Source organism: Schnuerera sp. xch1 (assembly GCF_019931165.1).
Lineage (GTDB): Bacteria > Bacillota > Clostridia > Tissierellales > Tepidimicrobiaceae > JAIOUP01.
The window spans coordinates 13,545-28,197 of sequence record NZ_JAIOUP010000011.1 but is presented as its reverse complement, the minus strand read 5'-3'; the positions used below and the strand labels follow the sequence as shown (position 1 = coordinate 28,197).

18 protein-coding genes are annotated in these 14,653 nt (G+C 28.8%); 2 read left to right on the top strand and 16 right to left on the bottom strand.

The window, feature by feature from the left end:
- Window positions 1-186: 186 nt before the first annotated feature.
- The 3 genes from K8M07_RS08655 to K8M07_RS08645 all read right to left on the bottom strand — a co-directional run bounded on the left by K8M07_RS08655 (window position 187) and on the right by K8M07_RS08645 (window position 2,442).
- Window positions 187-768, bottom strand: coding sequence for a hydrolase (locus tag K8M07_RS08655; RefSeq protein ID WP_223377816.1), 582 nt, complete (start codon window positions 766-768; stop codon window positions 187-189).
- Between the two features lie 74 nt (window positions 769-842).
- Window positions 843-1,184 carry a hypothetical protein gene (locus tag K8M07_RS08650; RefSeq protein ID WP_223377814.1) on the bottom strand — a complete coding sequence of 114 codons (342 nt, stop codon included), beginning with the start codon at window positions 1,182-1,184 and terminating at the stop codon, window positions 843-845.
- 1 nt (window position 1,185) lies between these two features.
- Entirely contained in the window at window positions 1,186-2,442 is a 1,257-nt protein-coding gene (locus tag K8M07_RS08645; protein ID WP_223377812.1) for a DUF1576 domain-containing protein, read from the bottom strand.
- Between the two features lie 249 nt (window positions 2,443-2,691).
- On the opposite strand from K8M07_RS08645, the gene K8M07_RS08640 reads away from it, so the two are divergent.
- Window positions 2,692-4,014 (top strand): hypothetical protein, encoded by a 1,323-nt coding sequence (locus K8M07_RS08640; RefSeq protein WP_223377810.1) that lies wholly within the window; start codon window positions 2,692-2,694, stop codon window positions 4,012-4,014.
- Window positions 4,004-4,144: a hypothetical protein gene (locus tag K8M07_RS08635; RefSeq protein WP_223377808.1), complete on the top strand. Its 141-nt coding sequence runs from the start codon at window positions 4,004-4,006 to the stop codon at window positions 4,142-4,144. The genes K8M07_RS08640 and K8M07_RS08635 overlap by 11 nt, the downstream gene beginning before the upstream one ends.
- Window positions 4,145-4,243: 99 nt before the next feature.
- On the opposite strand, the gene K8M07_RS08630 is transcribed toward K8M07_RS08635, so the two are convergent.
- The 13 genes from K8M07_RS08630 to K8M07_RS12855 form a co-directional block, all read right to left on the bottom strand.
- Entirely contained in the window at window positions 4,244-5,287 is a 1,044-nt protein-coding gene (locus tag K8M07_RS08630; protein ID WP_223377806.1) for a PotD/PotF family extracellular solute-binding protein, read from the bottom strand.
- Window positions 5,277-6,074 (bottom strand): ABC transporter permease, encoded by a 798-nt coding sequence (locus K8M07_RS08625; RefSeq protein WP_223377804.1) that lies wholly within the window; start codon window positions 6,072-6,074, stop codon window positions 5,277-5,279. Before K8M07_RS08625 ends, K8M07_RS08630 begins: the two co-directional genes overlap by 11 nt.
- Window positions 6,068-6,895 (bottom strand): ABC transporter permease, encoded by an 828-nt coding sequence (locus tag K8M07_RS08620; protein WP_411741965.1) that lies wholly within the window; start codon window positions 6,893-6,895, stop codon window positions 6,068-6,070. Before K8M07_RS08620 ends, K8M07_RS08625 begins: the two co-directional genes overlap by 7 nt.
- Before the next feature lie 2 nt (window positions 6,896-6,897).
- A complete protein-coding gene (potA, locus tag K8M07_RS08615; protein WP_223377801.1) occupies window positions 6,898-7,947 on the bottom strand; it encodes a spermidine/putrescine ABC transporter ATP-binding protein in 1,050 nt (349 codons plus the stop codon).
- Window positions 7,948-7,968: 21 nt separating this feature from the next.
- Entirely contained in the window at window positions 7,969-8,508 is a 540-nt protein-coding gene (locus tag K8M07_RS08610; RefSeq protein ID WP_223377799.1) for a helix-turn-helix domain-containing protein, read from the bottom strand.
- A 245-nt stretch (window positions 8,509-8,753) separates the two neighbouring features.
- A complete protein-coding gene (locus K8M07_RS08605) occupies window positions 8,754-9,542 on the bottom strand; it encodes a metal ABC transporter permease (RefSeq protein WP_223377797.1) in 789 nt (262 codons plus the stop codon).
- A gap of 10 nt (window positions 9,543-9,552) precedes the next feature.
- Window positions 9,553-10,302, bottom strand: a complete 750-nt coding sequence (locus tag K8M07_RS08600; protein ID WP_223377795.1) for a metal ABC transporter ATP-binding protein — start codon at window positions 10,300-10,302, stop codon at window positions 9,553-9,555.
- Between the two features lies 1 nt (window position 10,303).
- A complete protein-coding gene (locus tag K8M07_RS08595) occupies window positions 10,304-11,194 on the bottom strand; it encodes a metal ABC transporter solute-binding protein, Zn/Mn family (protein ID WP_223377793.1) in 891 nt (296 codons plus the stop codon).
- 15 nt (window positions 11,195-11,209) lie between these two features.
- Window positions 11,210-11,971 (bottom strand): TPM domain-containing protein, encoded by a 762-nt coding sequence (locus K8M07_RS08590; protein ID WP_223377791.1) that lies wholly within the window; start codon window positions 11,969-11,971, stop codon window positions 11,210-11,212.
- A gap of 9 nt (window positions 11,972-11,980) precedes the next feature.
- Window positions 11,981-12,535 (bottom strand): LemA family protein, encoded by a 555-nt coding sequence (locus K8M07_RS08585; RefSeq protein ID WP_223377789.1) that lies wholly within the window; start codon window positions 12,533-12,535, stop codon window positions 11,981-11,983.
- A 128-nt stretch (window positions 12,536-12,663) separates the two neighbouring features.
- Window positions 12,664-14,058: a radical SAM protein gene (locus tag K8M07_RS08580; RefSeq protein ID WP_223377787.1), complete on the bottom strand. Its 1,395-nt coding sequence runs from the start codon at window positions 14,056-14,058 to the stop codon at window positions 12,664-12,666.
- 16 nt (window positions 14,059-14,074) lie between these two features.
- On the bottom strand, window positions 14,075-14,326 hold the full coding sequence (locus tag K8M07_RS08575; protein ID WP_223377785.1) for a hypothetical protein: 252 nt from the start codon (window positions 14,324-14,326) through the stop codon (window positions 14,075-14,077).
- The gene (locus K8M07_RS12855; protein WP_411741964.1) at window positions 14,307-14,555 is read right to left on the bottom strand and encodes a TetR/AcrR family transcriptional regulator; all 249 of its coding nucleotides are present in this window, start codon (window positions 14,553-14,555) and stop codon (window positions 14,307-14,309) included. Before K8M07_RS12855 ends, K8M07_RS08575 begins: the two co-directional genes overlap by 20 nt.
- Window positions 14,556-14,653: the final 98 nt, after the last annotated feature.

The following is a 14,653-nucleotide window of genomic DNA, read 5'->3' as shown; positions in this document are numbered from 1 at the left end:
ACATCTCCTTTATAAAATTTTAATATTATTTTAGATTAATTTTTTCATAAAAAAGACACCTCTTCAAAAGACGTCTCTTCTTCTCCATTATATATCATTATACTTAATATAGCAAAATATCTCATTTGCATATACTATTATACTTAAATTTAAAATAAGAAAGATTAGAAAATATCTCTCTGATCTTTATAAATTACCTTTTAATCCAATTTCTTCTGCCACTTTTTGCATTCCTTTTATGGTTTCAGCTATTACAGTATTTAAATCCATATCTAACATTTCTGCTCCTTTCTCAATGACAGACCTGTTAACTCCCGCTGCAAAGCTACTTTGTTTCCATTTTTTCTTCACTGATTTAGGTTTTATATCTAGAACACTTTTGCTTGGACGTACTAATGCTGTAGCTGATATTAAACCTGTTAGCTCATCAACAGTATATAGTACCTTATCTATAGTCTCTATAGGTTCAACATCAGTACAAATTCCCCATCCATGACTTATCACAGTTCTTATGTATTCTTCAGGCCAGTTCGCTTCAGTTAATATTTCTTTGGTCTTTGCACAATGTTGTTCTGGATACATCTCGAAATCAAGATCATGAATTAATCCAATCACTGCCCACTTTTCTTTATCATCTTCATCTAATAATTCTGCAAAATGTGACATAACCCCTTCTACAGCAAGAGCATGTTTGATTAAACTTTCACTCTTGTTATATTTCTTTAATAATTCAAAAGCTTCCTCCCTAGTAGGTACATAATCTCCCATTTAAACATCTCCTTTACATTAGTAAAATTATTTAGACTTATTTAACTTAAATACATTGTATCAAAAAATTCAGATTATTTGTACCTAATCAAAATTATTTCTATAGATGGTTTATTCCAATTTACTATTGCTTCATCAACCATTGTACCAATTGCTGCCATTTCATTTATTTCACTATCTATCCCCATTATCTGCCAGTAGTATTCTTCTGTTTCGACTTCTCTTTCGTCATTTAAATATTCTATTATTTTTTCTACTTCTTCATCTGTTAAATTCAAATCATCACTAGAAATATTAATTTCACTTCTATCACCTTTATCATTTATCATAAGAGAAATATTCTTAGCTGAATTTTGAAAAAAGTAGTTGATAAGTTCATTTGCTATACTAGATATTTTTTTAGTCTCCTTGTTCATATTACTCCCCTTCTTTAAATATATTTAAAACTGGAACGATTATCCCAGCTACTATCCCTCCAGCAAAACCATTATTGTACAGATTAATGCCTCCATGTACCATTCCCACATTCATTACTGTAGCAAAATGTAATCCTCCTGTAATTATGCCTGCTATCAAACCATATTTTCCTGCTACTGGAGCCAACGTTGTGCCAAATAGCCCTGCAATAATTACTAATGTTGAAGATCTATCCCAAATAGTTATGCCAGATGCTAACATTATACCAATAAATATAGGTATTACGTTTTTAGGATGCTTCCCAAAAGCAGAAAACCCAACTACGGTTAAGATTCCTGCTAATATAGGTCCATTAAATGTTCCTCCAGAAATTATCACAAAAATAATACAGATCAAACCCATTATTCCCATGTTAACAAGAGTTGCTCCATAACCTACTAAATGTACAAAGTCTGTAACTGTCCTACCAGAATATTGAAAAATCTTCTTATATCCTTTTAACTTTTTTGGATCAAATCGATATCCCAGGATGATTAATAATATAAATACTATAACAAGTATGATACATAAAAACATACTGTATTCATTAGATAAAACATTTTGAGTTTCTATTATCAATCCAAAAGATCTCAATATAGATGTAATTAAAGTACCTAAAACCCCTCCTGTAAATCCAATATTATATAAATTAAAACCATCGTGGAATCTCATCATCTGAGCTGATAAAGGTACTATTATTAACCCTATTATAATACCTATAAGAATCCCTGTAAATATGCCAATGTATCTAGATAGATGAGTGCCAAAAGCTATTTCACTTACTACTGGAGATAATGTAGTAGCAAACATCATTATCAAGAATATCTTTCTGTATTCTATTTTTTCAAATCTAGAATATATGTACCCACCAAAATAAATTGGCCAAAAATTAAATATGTTTTTCCCAATAAATGAAAATCCCATAACAGTATAGGCGGCGGCAATAGCAAGACCATCCATATGAATTTTAAATTTATATAATAGAAATGAATTTATTAGCCCCATTAATCCAACATTAAAAAAAGCAGCTCCAATACCTCCTACAGCAATATAATCTGTTAAAAGAATATCCGGTACTATAATTATTTTATATAATCCGTTAATTATGACTCGAGGAGATTCTAAAATGAAAGCTAATATTATAAAGCTTAAAGATAAGAATATTATAATCCATAGACTACTCTGCATTCCGTTGAACATCTTTATTCTATTCTTCAAAATAACACCTCCGAAGGTCTTGAAAGGATAGTTTTAACTATTTGTTTGATAATAAAAAACAAAGCTTAAGTTATTATACCATTTACTTATAAAAAAAATCTATATTAGTTTTGAATTATTGTATGTTTTATCTTATTTTTTATAATCTTTTAAAATATTTTGAAAATAAATTTACGTAAACATATTTACTTGTACTAGCTTTTATGATATATTATTAAATAATAAAATAATTAATAAAGGTTGAAGTTTATGAAGAACGAAAAAATTTCTATCGGACAAAATTTAAAGAGAATAAGAAAGGATTTAGATTTAAGGCAATATCAAATTGCTGGCAATGAGGTAACTAGAAATCTTATAAGTCTTATAGAAAACGATAAAACTCCTATATATCATAATGTAGCTAATATAATTTCAAAAAATATAAATAAAATTCTCTATGAAAGAGGACAAGATATTTACATTCAACCTGAAGATATCCTTAAACCAGATAGATATAATTCAAGAAAAATAGCTGATACATACATAAAAAGACTTGAAAAGCGTTTGAGTAAAAAGAATTATGAAATAAAATTAGAAGAACTTAATGAAATCGAAAACTTTTTAAATAAATGGAATTTCATCGATAAAAAGGTTAAAATTTATGATCTGTTAGGAGACATCTATTATAATGCTAAAGACCCTAACAAAGAATATTATTATTATTTAAAAGCTCTAGAAGTTTCTTATGAATATCCAAATATAAGGAATCGTTTTAAGATAGTATTGAAATTAGTTTATAATTGTATTATAACTAAAAAATATTCGGAAGCTATTCGTTTATGTGATTTTGCGTTATCCACGCAAGAAGCTATATCTGAAAAATATAAAGGAATATTCTATTATAATAGCGCTTTAGCATATTATTATTTAGAAAATTATAGTAAAGCTTTAGATCAGATAATATATGCAAAATTTTATGTGGCCTATAACAATTATAGGGAAATGAAAAGAATATTGATGTTGGAAGGTATCTGTAATTTTGAAATTAAAAATTATGATGGTGCATTAAGAACTTATAATAAACTTCTAAAAATAACAAACGACAATGCTGAAGATATATGCTTAACTTATATAAACATAGTACAGATATATATCGATAAAAATGACAAACAAAAAGTAAATGAGTATCATAATAAAATCTTAAAATATCTACCATATATAGATGAAAGCTCATATTATTTGTTTGAAATTTTATTTAGTCTATCTAATGTCTATTACTATTTGAATGACTATGAATCTTGTGAAAACTCTCTTAAGGAAGCTTTGGCTTTAGCAAAAAATCATAATAATACTGTATTCTTTACAAAGAACTTTTTAAAAATACTAGATTTATATATAGAAACAAATCAACTTAAAAAGACCGATTCTTTGATAACTGAGTATGAAAATCAAATTTATAATTTTGAAATAAATGAAGATTTTAAAGTAATTTTAAAAATTATATACAGTTTTATCAAACTAGGGAATCAATCACAAGCTAATCATTTGATTAAAAACATATTGATAAAGGAGGGTAGTAAAGATGAAGATTAAGAAAAAATTAATTATCCTATTAACAATCATAACTATTATTACAAGCTTAAGCACTGTGGCAATTGCAGGTAGTAATTGTGCACCACCACTACCAATAAGAGATTCTATAGTTCAAACTCTAGAAATCTAATAGTTCAGAAATTCTAATTGTAAAATCTAGTAAGTTACCTAACAAAGTATTAAAGTAAAAGTGTGATAATTTTATCACACTTTTACTTTTTTATTTAATCTATCTATGGGATTTAATTTCCAACCATAATTCATCATAAACTTTTAACATATCTTTAAGATCTAGAAATACTTCTGTATTTTCTAATTCTTCATCAGACGGATATGCAACTTTATCATTTATTACTTCCTTAGGTAATAATTCTTTAGCAGCAGTATTTGGAGTAGAATAACCTATATATTCAGTGTTTCTAGCAGCTATCTCGGGTCTATTTAAAAAATTAATGAATTCTTCAGCTAATTCTTTGTTTTTAGCATTCTTAGGAATAACCATATTATCAAACCAGATATTTGTTCCTTCTTTTGGTATTACATATTCTAAATTTTTATTCTCATTTATCATAGTAACTGCATCTCCAGACCATACAACTGCTAAAGCTGCCTCTTCTCCTACCATTAATTCTTTTACTTCATCTCCTACATATGCATATACTAATGGTTTTTGTTTTACCAGTTCTTCTTTTGCTTCCTGTAATTCGTCAATGTTTTCTGTATTCATAGAGTACCCCAATTTTTTTAAAGCAACTCCAATAGAATCTCTCTGACTATCTAACATTAGAATTTGTCCCTTATATTTTTGATCCCAAAGAATATCCCAGCTATCAACCGCATCATCTACCATGGCTTTATTGTATATAATCCCAAATGTTCCCCACATATATGGTACCGAATAATCATTATTTGGATCAAAACTCAAATTCAAAAATTTATTATCTATATATTTCATGTTTGGTATATTATCTTTATTAATTTTTACTAATAAATCTTCTTCTATCATTCGTTCTATCATATAATCCGAAGGAAAAGCCACATCATAACTGGTTCCTCCTTTTGCTATACTTACATACATATCTTCATTAGTAGCAAATTTATCATAATTTACACTTACACCAAACTCATCTTCAAATTCTGTAATCAAATCTGTATCTATATAATCACCCCAGTTGTATACATTAAGAGTAGGTTTATCATTGCAACCAGTTATAGAAAAACCAATTATAAAGACTAAACTCATAAGCAATAAAGTTTTCATATTACTTTTCATATAATTTCACCTCTTTGTTTAAATTTTTTGTTGATCTTTTATTTATTACTAATAATAGAATTAATAAACCAGTAAACATTAATGTAGATAGAGCATTTATTACTGGATTAATTCCCCTCCTTGCCATGGAGAAAATTGTAATACTTAAATTTGTAATCCCTGCTCCTTTGTTGAAAAAGCTGATAACAAAATCATCAATAGAAAGAGTGAATGCCATTAATGCCCCTGTAATTATTCCTGGAATTATTTCTGGAATTACTACCTTTTTCATTGCATACATAGGGGTAGCACCTAAATCCATAGCTGCTTCCGCTAAATGTTTGTTCATCTGTTGTAATTTTGGTAATACAGAAAGTATCACATATGGAATACAAAATGTTATGTGGGATAAAAGCATTGTAACAAATCCAAATTCTAACCTTAAAAATCTAAACAATGTCATTAATGATACTGCAGTAACAATATCTGGATTTATCACTGGTAGATAATTCAAATTCAATACTATCTTTTTATTTATACCACACATATCATATATTCCTATAGCTGCAAAAGTACCTATGATTGTTGATATTATAGATGCTGATAGGGCAATTATCACAGTATAATATAAAGCCTTTAAAACTTCCGCATCTCTAAAAAGCTCAATATACCACTTTAATGTGAATCCACTCCACGTCCCTCTAGACTTTGATTCATTGAAGGAGAATATAATAAGCACTATAATAGGAGCATAGAGGAATAAAAACATTAAAATAATATATAATCTCTTTAAAATTTTGCCTACCATAATCCTCTACTCCCCTTCTTTTGTGTATCAAATTTAGCAGTAATAGCCATAGTCAATAGTATAAAGATCATCATTATTATTGAGATTGCTGATCCAAAATGCCAATCTCCAACCCATAAAAATTGCTGTTCAACTAGATTTCCAATAAGCATATATTGTCCTCCACCTAGAAGTCTTGAGATTACAAATGTACTTACAGCAGGCATAAACACCATGGTAATCCCAGTTATTATTCCAGGTATACTTAATGGCAAAGTTATTTTAGTAAATACCTGGAACTTATTGGCCCCTAAATCTTCTGCAGATTCCATTAAACTATTATCTATCTTAACTAATACTGAATATATTGGTAATATCATAAAGGGCAAAAAGTTATATACCATTCCTAATAATACCGCTCCATCATTATATAATAAATCGAGTGGTCCAAAACCTAATTGTGAAATTATGAAATTAATAATTCCATTTTTACCTAATAAAGTTAACCAAGCATAAGTCCTTAATAAAAAATTCATCCACATAGGTATTATAAATAGGGAAATCAAAATATTTCTTTTTGAAGGTTTTTCTTTAGCAATTAATATAGCAATCGGATATCCTAGTATTAAAGTCATTACAGTGGATTGTAAGGCTAATTTCACAGATACCCATAATACATCAAAATACTTAGGATCTAAAAATCTATTAAAATTATCTAAAGTAAATTCAAGATTACTTATATGTTCTTCTGTTGCAGTAATTGCATACAATAAAACTAGAACTAATGGGACTAATATAAAAATTATTATCCAAAGCAAATATGGATAGGAAGTCCATTTCATTTTCATTCTCTTGTCACCTTCTTCATTACATGAATATTTTCAGGTGCTACTATCATACCAATTTTTGTTCCTACTGATTTCATGATAGTAGAATGAATTTTCCAATCAATAGTCCCATCATTAACTATCATTTCATAATGAACTCCTTTAAAAGTAATCGAAGTTACAATACCTTTTAACTGTCCTTTTTCTTGAATGGTAATTTCTAAATCCTCTGGTCTAATAACTACTTCTACGCTTTCATTTTTATCAAATCCCTTATCTACACAATCAAATACTTTCCCAGCAAATTCAACCTTAAAATCTTCAAGCATTATTCCATTAATGATATTACTATCACCTATAAATTGAGCTACAAATCTATTTTTTGGTTCATTATATATATCAACAGGAGTACCAATTTGTTGAACCACTCCTTTATCCATTACTACTATGCTATCAGACATAGTAAGCGCTTCTTCTTGATCATGAGTTACGTATATGAAGGTAATTCCAACTCTTTTCTGCATATTCTTTAACTCAATTTGCATTTCCTTTCTAAGTTTCAAATCTAATGCACCTAAGGGTTCGTCAAGAAGTAAAACTTCAGGTTCATTGACTAAAGCTCTTGCTATAGCGACTCTTTGCTGCTGTCCTCCGCTCAACGATTCAATAGAACGATTTTCAAAACTCTGAAGATTAACTAACCTTAATATTTCTTTAACTTTACTGTTTATTTCTTTCTGAGACACTTTTTTGATATTTAATCCAAAAGCAATATTCTCAAATACATTCATATGAGGAAATAATGCATATCTTTGAAAAACAGTATTTATCTGTCTTTTATAAGGGGGGACTTCTGTTATATCTTTGCCTTCAAATATTATTTTACCTTCTGTTGGCTGTTCAAATCCTCCAATAATTCTAAGTGTTGTCGTCTTTCCACATCCACTGGGGCCTAATAGTGTTAGAAATTCATTTCTTTTAATATATAAGTTTATATTATCAAGTACTCTAATTCCATCATATTCTTTAGAAATATTTTCTAATTCTATTATATAAGTTTTATTCATTTACAAACCCCCTCTACTATTTTAGAAACTTGGTGGTGTACTTATCCAAATAACTTTAGCTTTTGATTTACCAGCATTCGAAATATAATGATTAAAATTAGCCCTATAATAAAAACTTTCGCCTTTTCTTACTTTATATTTTTCATTTCCTAAATATATAAAAATATTTCCCTTTAACACATATCCAAACTCTTCTCCCTCATGGGGGAAATCTTCCTTAGTTCTTCCCTCTGATTCTAATTCTACAAGAATAGGTTCCATAAGGTTTTTTTGAGCATTAGGTATTATCCATTTTAATGTGTATTTATAGTCCTCATTCTCAGTTATAAATACATCATCCTTACTGAAAACCAGTTTTTCATCTTCTATTTCACTAAAAAAGTCCCTTAAATTAGTTCCTAATCCCTCTAAGATATCAGTAAGAGTTGCTATAGATGGAGATGTTAGATCTCTCTCTACTTGTGAAATAAACCCCTTTGTTAATTCACATCTTGCTGCAAGTTCTTCCTGTGTTAAGGAATTTTGCATTCTGAGGCGTTTAATCTTTTTACCTATTTCCACAATTATCCTCCTTAATTTTATAGAATATATTAAACTTTATGTTTATATTTACTAAACTACTATTATCACTATTACATTATAGCAAAAACATACCAAAAATCAATAAATTTTCTTAAATATATTACCTTTCAAAATGTGTATTATACACACCTATGTAGAATACAATGATATTTTATGTTTAATATATAAATCTTCATACTTAATAAAAAAAACCAGTGTTTTAACACTGGCTTGCATAAATATTGCTACTTTTTAATACTTTCTACTATAATTATAATTATTAAAATTAATAATGCTGATAATACTATAGTACCCCCTGGCGCTAAATCTAAGTAAAAAGATAATATCAACCCAATTATTACAGACATTATTCCAAACATAATAGAATACATAAGACCTGACTTAAAACTTTTTGCAATTAATAAACTTGCTGCTACAGGCAACACCATCAAAGACGAAATGAGAAGAACTCCAACTATCCTCATCGATATAGCTACTGTCAAAGCTACTAATATAGAAAAATATATATTAATCAATTTATTCGAAATACCAGCTAAATATGCACTTTCTTCATCAAATGTTATATAAAACATATCATCATATAAGAATACTATAGTAGCTAAAATAATAACTCCTAAACCAACTACCATAATAATATCTTGATTAGTTACAAAAGCTAAACTTCCAAATAAATATGATAATATCCCTTGCGTATTGCCTAAACTAATTAAAACAGAAGCTAAACCAACTCCTGTAGATAATACTATAGAAAGGGATATTTCAGCATAATTCTCATATTTTTTTCTCAGTCCTTCTATTCCTAAAGCTGCTGTTATCGAAAATATTATTGCAGTATATACAGGGTATATCTGAGTAATCATTCCAAAAGCTGCCCCAGAAAGAGCCACATGAGATAATGTATCACCTATTACCGACTGCCTTCTAAGTACTAAGAAATATCCTATAGTGGGAGCTATTAATGCAATCATAACTCCCATGATAAAGGATTTTCGCATAAATTCATAAGATAACATAGTCCTCCTCCTAATGCTTGTGAAATAACATGTTCACATCTTCACCATAGATGTCCTTAAGTCTATTAATATATACATCATTATTTTTATCATGTACATAAACCTTTCCATCCGTCAAACAGAATATCTTGTCTACTTTTTTTGATATAACTCCTACATCATGGGAAATCATGACCAAGGTAATATTATATTCATTGTTTAATTTACTTAATAAATCATAAAACTTATTCTGAGATTCTAAATCAATCCCTACAAGTGGTTCATCCATAAAAAGTATTTTTGGATTATTAACTAAAGATCTAGCAATAAAAACTCTCTGTTTTTGTCCTCCAGATAGATTCCCAATCTTACTAGTTTTAAACTTATCCATCTCAACTATTTCTAAAATTTTTTCAATTTTTTCATTGTCCTTATTTCTAAATCTAGTAAATAAGTTTCTTTTATGATAAAGGTTAATTGAAACAACTTCTTCTACTGTTGCTGGAAACATCTGATTGAAATCTCTTACATTTTGAGATATATAACCTATTTTTTTATAATCTTTAAATTTTTCAACTGATGTACCAAATAATTTTATAGTACCCTTATCTGGCTTAAGTAATCCAACCATAAGCTTTAAGAGAGTGCTCTTTGCCGAACCATTATGTCCTATAATTCCTACAAAATCTCCTTTATTAATCTTTAAACTAACATTATCTAATACGGTATTTGTTCCGTAACTAAAACTTGCATTTTCTACACTTACTATTTGTTCCTCCATATCATTCCACCAAAGCCTTCTTTAAATTCTCTAGATTCTTTTCCATTATTGATATATAATCTTCATTATTTTCCTGTTCTTTTTTGGTTAGTCCCTCTATAGGATTTAATGTAAGAGTTTTTAAATTTGCTTCTTTAGCTATAACTTCCACTGTTTTAGGACTAGCTAAGGTCTCTAAAAAAATATATTTATGATTTTCATCTTCTACAAGCTCAATAATATCTGCAATTGTTCCAGGGGTAGGCTCTTGTTCATGACTAATACCTGTAACTGGAATTTGTTCAATTTCATATCTTTGTGCCATATATGCAAAAGCTGCATGAGAAACAATTATTGAATTATGTTTTCTTTCTTCTAATTCAGTAATAAATCTGTCATCTAACTCTTTTAATTTATTAGATAATTCTTCAAAATTCTCCTCATATTCTTCTTTATTTTCTCTATCTAAGGATATAAACTTTTCTTTTATCTTCTCTCCAATTTTAATCATATTACTAGGATTTAACCATATATGGGAATCTGGTCTTCCATCTTGCATAATCAAATCTACTGAATCACTAGCATTGATAGTTATATCTTCATTAATCATGTTTCCTAGTAATTTGTTCACCCAACTTTCAAAACCAGAACCATTATATATAAAAACCTGCGCTTTTTCAATATCTTTTAACTGACTCATAGAAGGTTCATAGTGATGTGAATCTACTCCATTTGGTGTTACATTTCTCAGTTCAATGTTATCCCCTCCTATTTCATCTGCTAAAAAGTACATTGGATAAAAAGATACATAAACTAAAGGCCTTTCACCATTATTAATGTTTATCTGTTCACTTTTTGAACAGCCAGTAATTATTAATATTATTGAAATAATTATTACAATAAATTTCTTCATTTGGTTCATCCTTTCTTACCATCTGCCGCCAGCACCACCGCCGCCAGATCTTCCACCTCCACCTCTATTCCTACTACCGCCGCCATTTCTATGACCTCTAAATAATATGAAATATGTCAACAGTCCATTAAAGAACTTGAAATCTATAAAAAGAAATACTATTACCCCTACGATCATTAATATACTTCTTGTACCATCAAATATCCCTGCATTAGAATAGGATCCATTAATATTATATAAATCTTCATTTATTCTTTCTCTTCCTAAATTAATATTATATCCTTTTTCTACTTCATTGAGTATTTCATTAAAACCAGATATTATACCATCAGAATAATTATTTTCTCTAAAATGAGGAAGCATCGAATTCTCAATTATATTTCCTACCTTGCTATCAGGCAATATCCCTTCTAATCCGTATCCTACTTCAATCCAAATTTCCCTATTTTCTGGTACTATTAATATCAATAAACCATTATCATACTCATCACTTCCTATACCCCATTTTTCAAACAACCTTACTGCATATTCTCTTATATCCATGCCTTCCAATGAATTTATACTTGCAACTACTATTTGAACTCCCGACTTTTTATATAATTCTTCATCAGTTCTAATAACATATTCCTCTGCTTGCTTTTCTAATATATCCGGTTCATCATAAACATAAAATGAATTACTAGGTCTAGGCAGGTTAATATCTGTTGCTAATCCAAAATTAGTTTGCAATATAATTAATATACACATCAAACATAAAAATAAGGTTTTTCTTCTCATATATATCACCTAAAAATTTACTTCTGGAACTTCTGCATCTTCTTCATTTATTTCGAAATATTGCTTTTCTTCAAATCCAAATACATTAGCTATAATATTTGTGGGAATCCTTTTAATAGAAGTGTTAAACTCTTGCACCGTTTCATTATATCTCATTCGTTCTGTTGAGATTCTATTTTCTGTACCAGCTAATTCGTATTGTAAATCAGAAAAATTTTTATTTGCCTTTAATTCCGGATAATTTTCAACTACTACATATAAGTTAGTTAAAGCTCTATTTAATTCTGTATTTGCTTCAGCATATTCATCTGGCGTGTTCGCATCGTTGAAACTACTCCTTGCTTCAGTGATTCCAGTCAATACATCACTTTCATGACTAGCATACCCTTGTACCGTGTTAACCAAACTTGGGATTAGATCTGCCCTACGTTTAAGAACATTTTCTACCTGTGCCCATGCACTGTTAACTTTCTCTTCTTTTGTTACTAAACTATTATAACTACCTATAAGTGAAACTGCCACTATAACTATTAAAACAATTATCACCAAATATTTTTTATTCATAATTGACCTCCTTCATCTACATATAATATATACCTTATCTTATTATATTATAATAATAAAAGTTCTGCATTACATAAAAAATAAAGAAGCTGGGAAAAGAAATCCCCAACTTTCTTTATTTTAATATATTAATTATTTTTAGATTCTATAACTTCTATTTCTTTTTGATTTTTCTCTTTTCCCTCCAAAAGCTCAATCCATAATCCATCTGCTGTTTCAGCCCATTTTTCTGCTACCTCTTCTGTTTTAGCTGTTAAGTCTTCCACATCTTCTTTGTCTACTGGCTGAGTAGAATAAGCCTTGGATCCATTTACCATACTTCTTAACTCTTCAGGATTATCTAACAAGGGACATGGTCTTAGATGATTTTTGTTAAAAGGTTGCCTGTTTTTGTACTGCATAAATAGTGGTGATTGTAATGCTTTAATCAGACTAATATCTTTAATGTTTACATTAGAATAATGAATAAATGCACAAGGTTCTACATCTCCATTTGCATTAATATGCAAATATTTTCTACCTCCTGCAATACATCCATTAACATAATCTCCATCATTCCAAAAGTCCAATAAAAATATTGGCTTTTTATTTCTAAAATTCCTAATTTGATGGAACATATATTCTCTTTGATCTGAAGTTACCAATAAATCTGTTACAGCATCCTTTCCTATTGGAATATAGGTAAAATACCACCCAAACATACAGCCCTTATCTATTAAAAAGTCAATATACTCTTCGGAGCCTACACCATCTGTATTATATTTATGGTAACAAGTTGAAAATCCAAAAAGTACTCCTTCTTCTTTTAAAAAGTCCATAGCTTCCATTACTTTTGCATAAGTACCTTTTCCTCTTCTCATATCAGTATCTTCTTCAAAACCTTCAACGCTAATTGCCAATCCAAAGTTCCCTATTTCCCCTAATTCTTTAGCAAATCCTTCATCTACTAGAGTAGCATTGGTAAAAGCCAAAAACATACAATCGCTATGTTCTTTAGCTAATTCTATTAGCTCCCTTTTTCTTACTAAGGGTTCTCCTCCTGAGAATATATACATATATATCCCCAAATCCTTACCCTCTCTTATAACTCGATTTAATGTTTCATAACTTAATGAATCTGTTTTGTCGTATTCTGCTGCCCAACATCCAGTACATTTTAGATTACACGCACTTGTTGGATCAATCAATATTGCCCAAGGTACATTACAATTATATTTTTCTCTCATCTTATCCTGTAATTGTATACCTACCATACTAGAATTCACTAAAAAGTTTGTCAAAAAACTTCTTCTTGTAGATGGAGATAAATCAGTAAAGAATTTCTCTATTAATTTATACCAATTTCCTTCAGGCTCATCTATTATATCTTTAATAAGCTGAAGTATTCTTTTGTGGTTAGGTTTAGTAATAATTTTATCAGCCCAATTAATTAATTTTGGCATGTTCTCCATAGGACTTTTCTCAATATACTTAAGTCCTTCATTCATAACTTTTGCACTAATAAGTTGTTTTACAGCTACCATTATGATACCCCCCTAATTAAATCTTCAATCCATCAATTAAAAGGTTAAAAGATTCAACTTTGACCTTTATATCTAAATCATTAGAAGTTCTTTCAAGTGTAGAAGTTTCAACAAAGGTATAAATATTTTCTGCTAATCCAGTACTATTTATATCTTTTATTCCATCTTCGCTTATTGTTTTTTCTATCAAATCTTCGAGAATTGCCTTTACATCTTGTATATATCTTTTTAAGTTTTTAAATACTTTATTATGCTTTCCTTTTAACATAACCCAAACTTCTAATTAATAATATAAAAATATTACTATGTTCTAATACCAAATAAGCAATTATTTTCTTCAATTTTTCTACATACGTTAATTGCTCATTTATAGCAATAAACTTCAATTGACTTTCCATCACTTCTAATGTAGAACATAAATAACAATAAAATATTTCATCCTTATTTTTAAAATATTGATATAAAGTTGTTCTACCTATTCCACATTCCTTTAAAATATGGGATAAGTTTGTATTATAGTATCCTATATTAGCAAATGCATCTCTCGCTTTTTAGATTCATAATCCACTATTCTCGGCAATTGTATACCTCCCCT

What these genes read in the sequence shown, in the direction of transcription:
- K8M07_RS08655 (WP_223377816.1), bottom strand. Translation starts at nt 768, where the DNA reads ATGGGAGATTATGTACCTACTAGGGAGGAAGCTTTTGAATTATTAAAG.
- K8M07_RS08575 (WP_223377785.1), bottom strand. Translation starts at nt 14,326, where the DNA reads ATGTTAAAAGGAAAGCATAATAAAGTATTTAAAAACTTAAAAAGATAT.
- K8M07_RS08605 (WP_223377797.1), bottom strand. Translation starts at nt 9,542, where the DNA reads ATGTTATCTTATGAATTTATGCGAAAATCCTTTATCATGGGAGTTATG.
- K8M07_RS08580 (WP_223377787.1), bottom strand. Translation starts at nt 14,058, where the DNA reads ATGGTAGCTGTAAAACAACTTATTAGTGCAAAAGTTATGAATGAAGGA.
- K8M07_RS08635 (WP_223377808.1), top strand. Translation starts at nt 4,004, where the DNA reads ATGAAGATTAAGAAAAAATTAATTATCCTATTAACAATCATAACTATT.
- K8M07_RS08625 (WP_223377804.1), bottom strand. Translation starts at nt 6,074, where the DNA reads ATGGTAGGCAAAATTTTAAAGAGATTATATATTATTTTAATGTTTTTA.
- K8M07_RS08590 (WP_223377791.1), bottom strand. Translation starts at nt 11,971, where the DNA reads ATGAGAAGAAAAACCTTATTTTTATGTTTGATGTGTATATTAATTATA.
- K8M07_RS08650 (WP_223377814.1), bottom strand. Translation starts at nt 1,184, where the DNA reads ATGAACAAGGAGACTAAAAAAATATCTAGTATAGCAAATGAACTTATC.
- K8M07_RS08640 (WP_223377810.1), top strand. Translation starts at nt 2,692, where the DNA reads ATGAAGAACGAAAAAATTTCTATCGGACAAAATTTAAAGAGAATAAGA.
- K8M07_RS08620 (WP_411741965.1), bottom strand. Translation starts at nt 6,895, where the DNA reads ATGAAATGGACTTCCTATCCATATTTGCTTTGGATAATAATTTTTATA.
- K8M07_RS08585 (WP_223377789.1), bottom strand. Translation starts at nt 12,535, where the DNA reads ATGAATAAAAAATATTTGGTGATAATTGTTTTAATAGTTATAGTGGCA.
- K8M07_RS08630 (WP_223377806.1), bottom strand. Translation starts at nt 5,287, where the DNA reads ATGAAAAGTAATATGAAAACTTTATTGCTTATGAGTTTAGTCTTTATA.
- K8M07_RS08595 (WP_223377793.1), bottom strand. Translation starts at nt 11,194, where the DNA reads ATGAAGAAATTTATTGTAATAATTATTTCAATAATATTAATAATTACT.
- K8M07_RS08600 (WP_223377795.1), bottom strand. Translation starts at nt 10,302, where the DNA reads ATGGAGGAACAAATAGTAAGTGTAGAAAATGCAAGTTTTAGTTACGGA.
- potA (WP_223377801.1), bottom strand. Translation starts at nt 7,947, where the DNA reads ATGAATAAAACTTATATAATAGAATTAGAAAATATTTCTAAAGAATAT.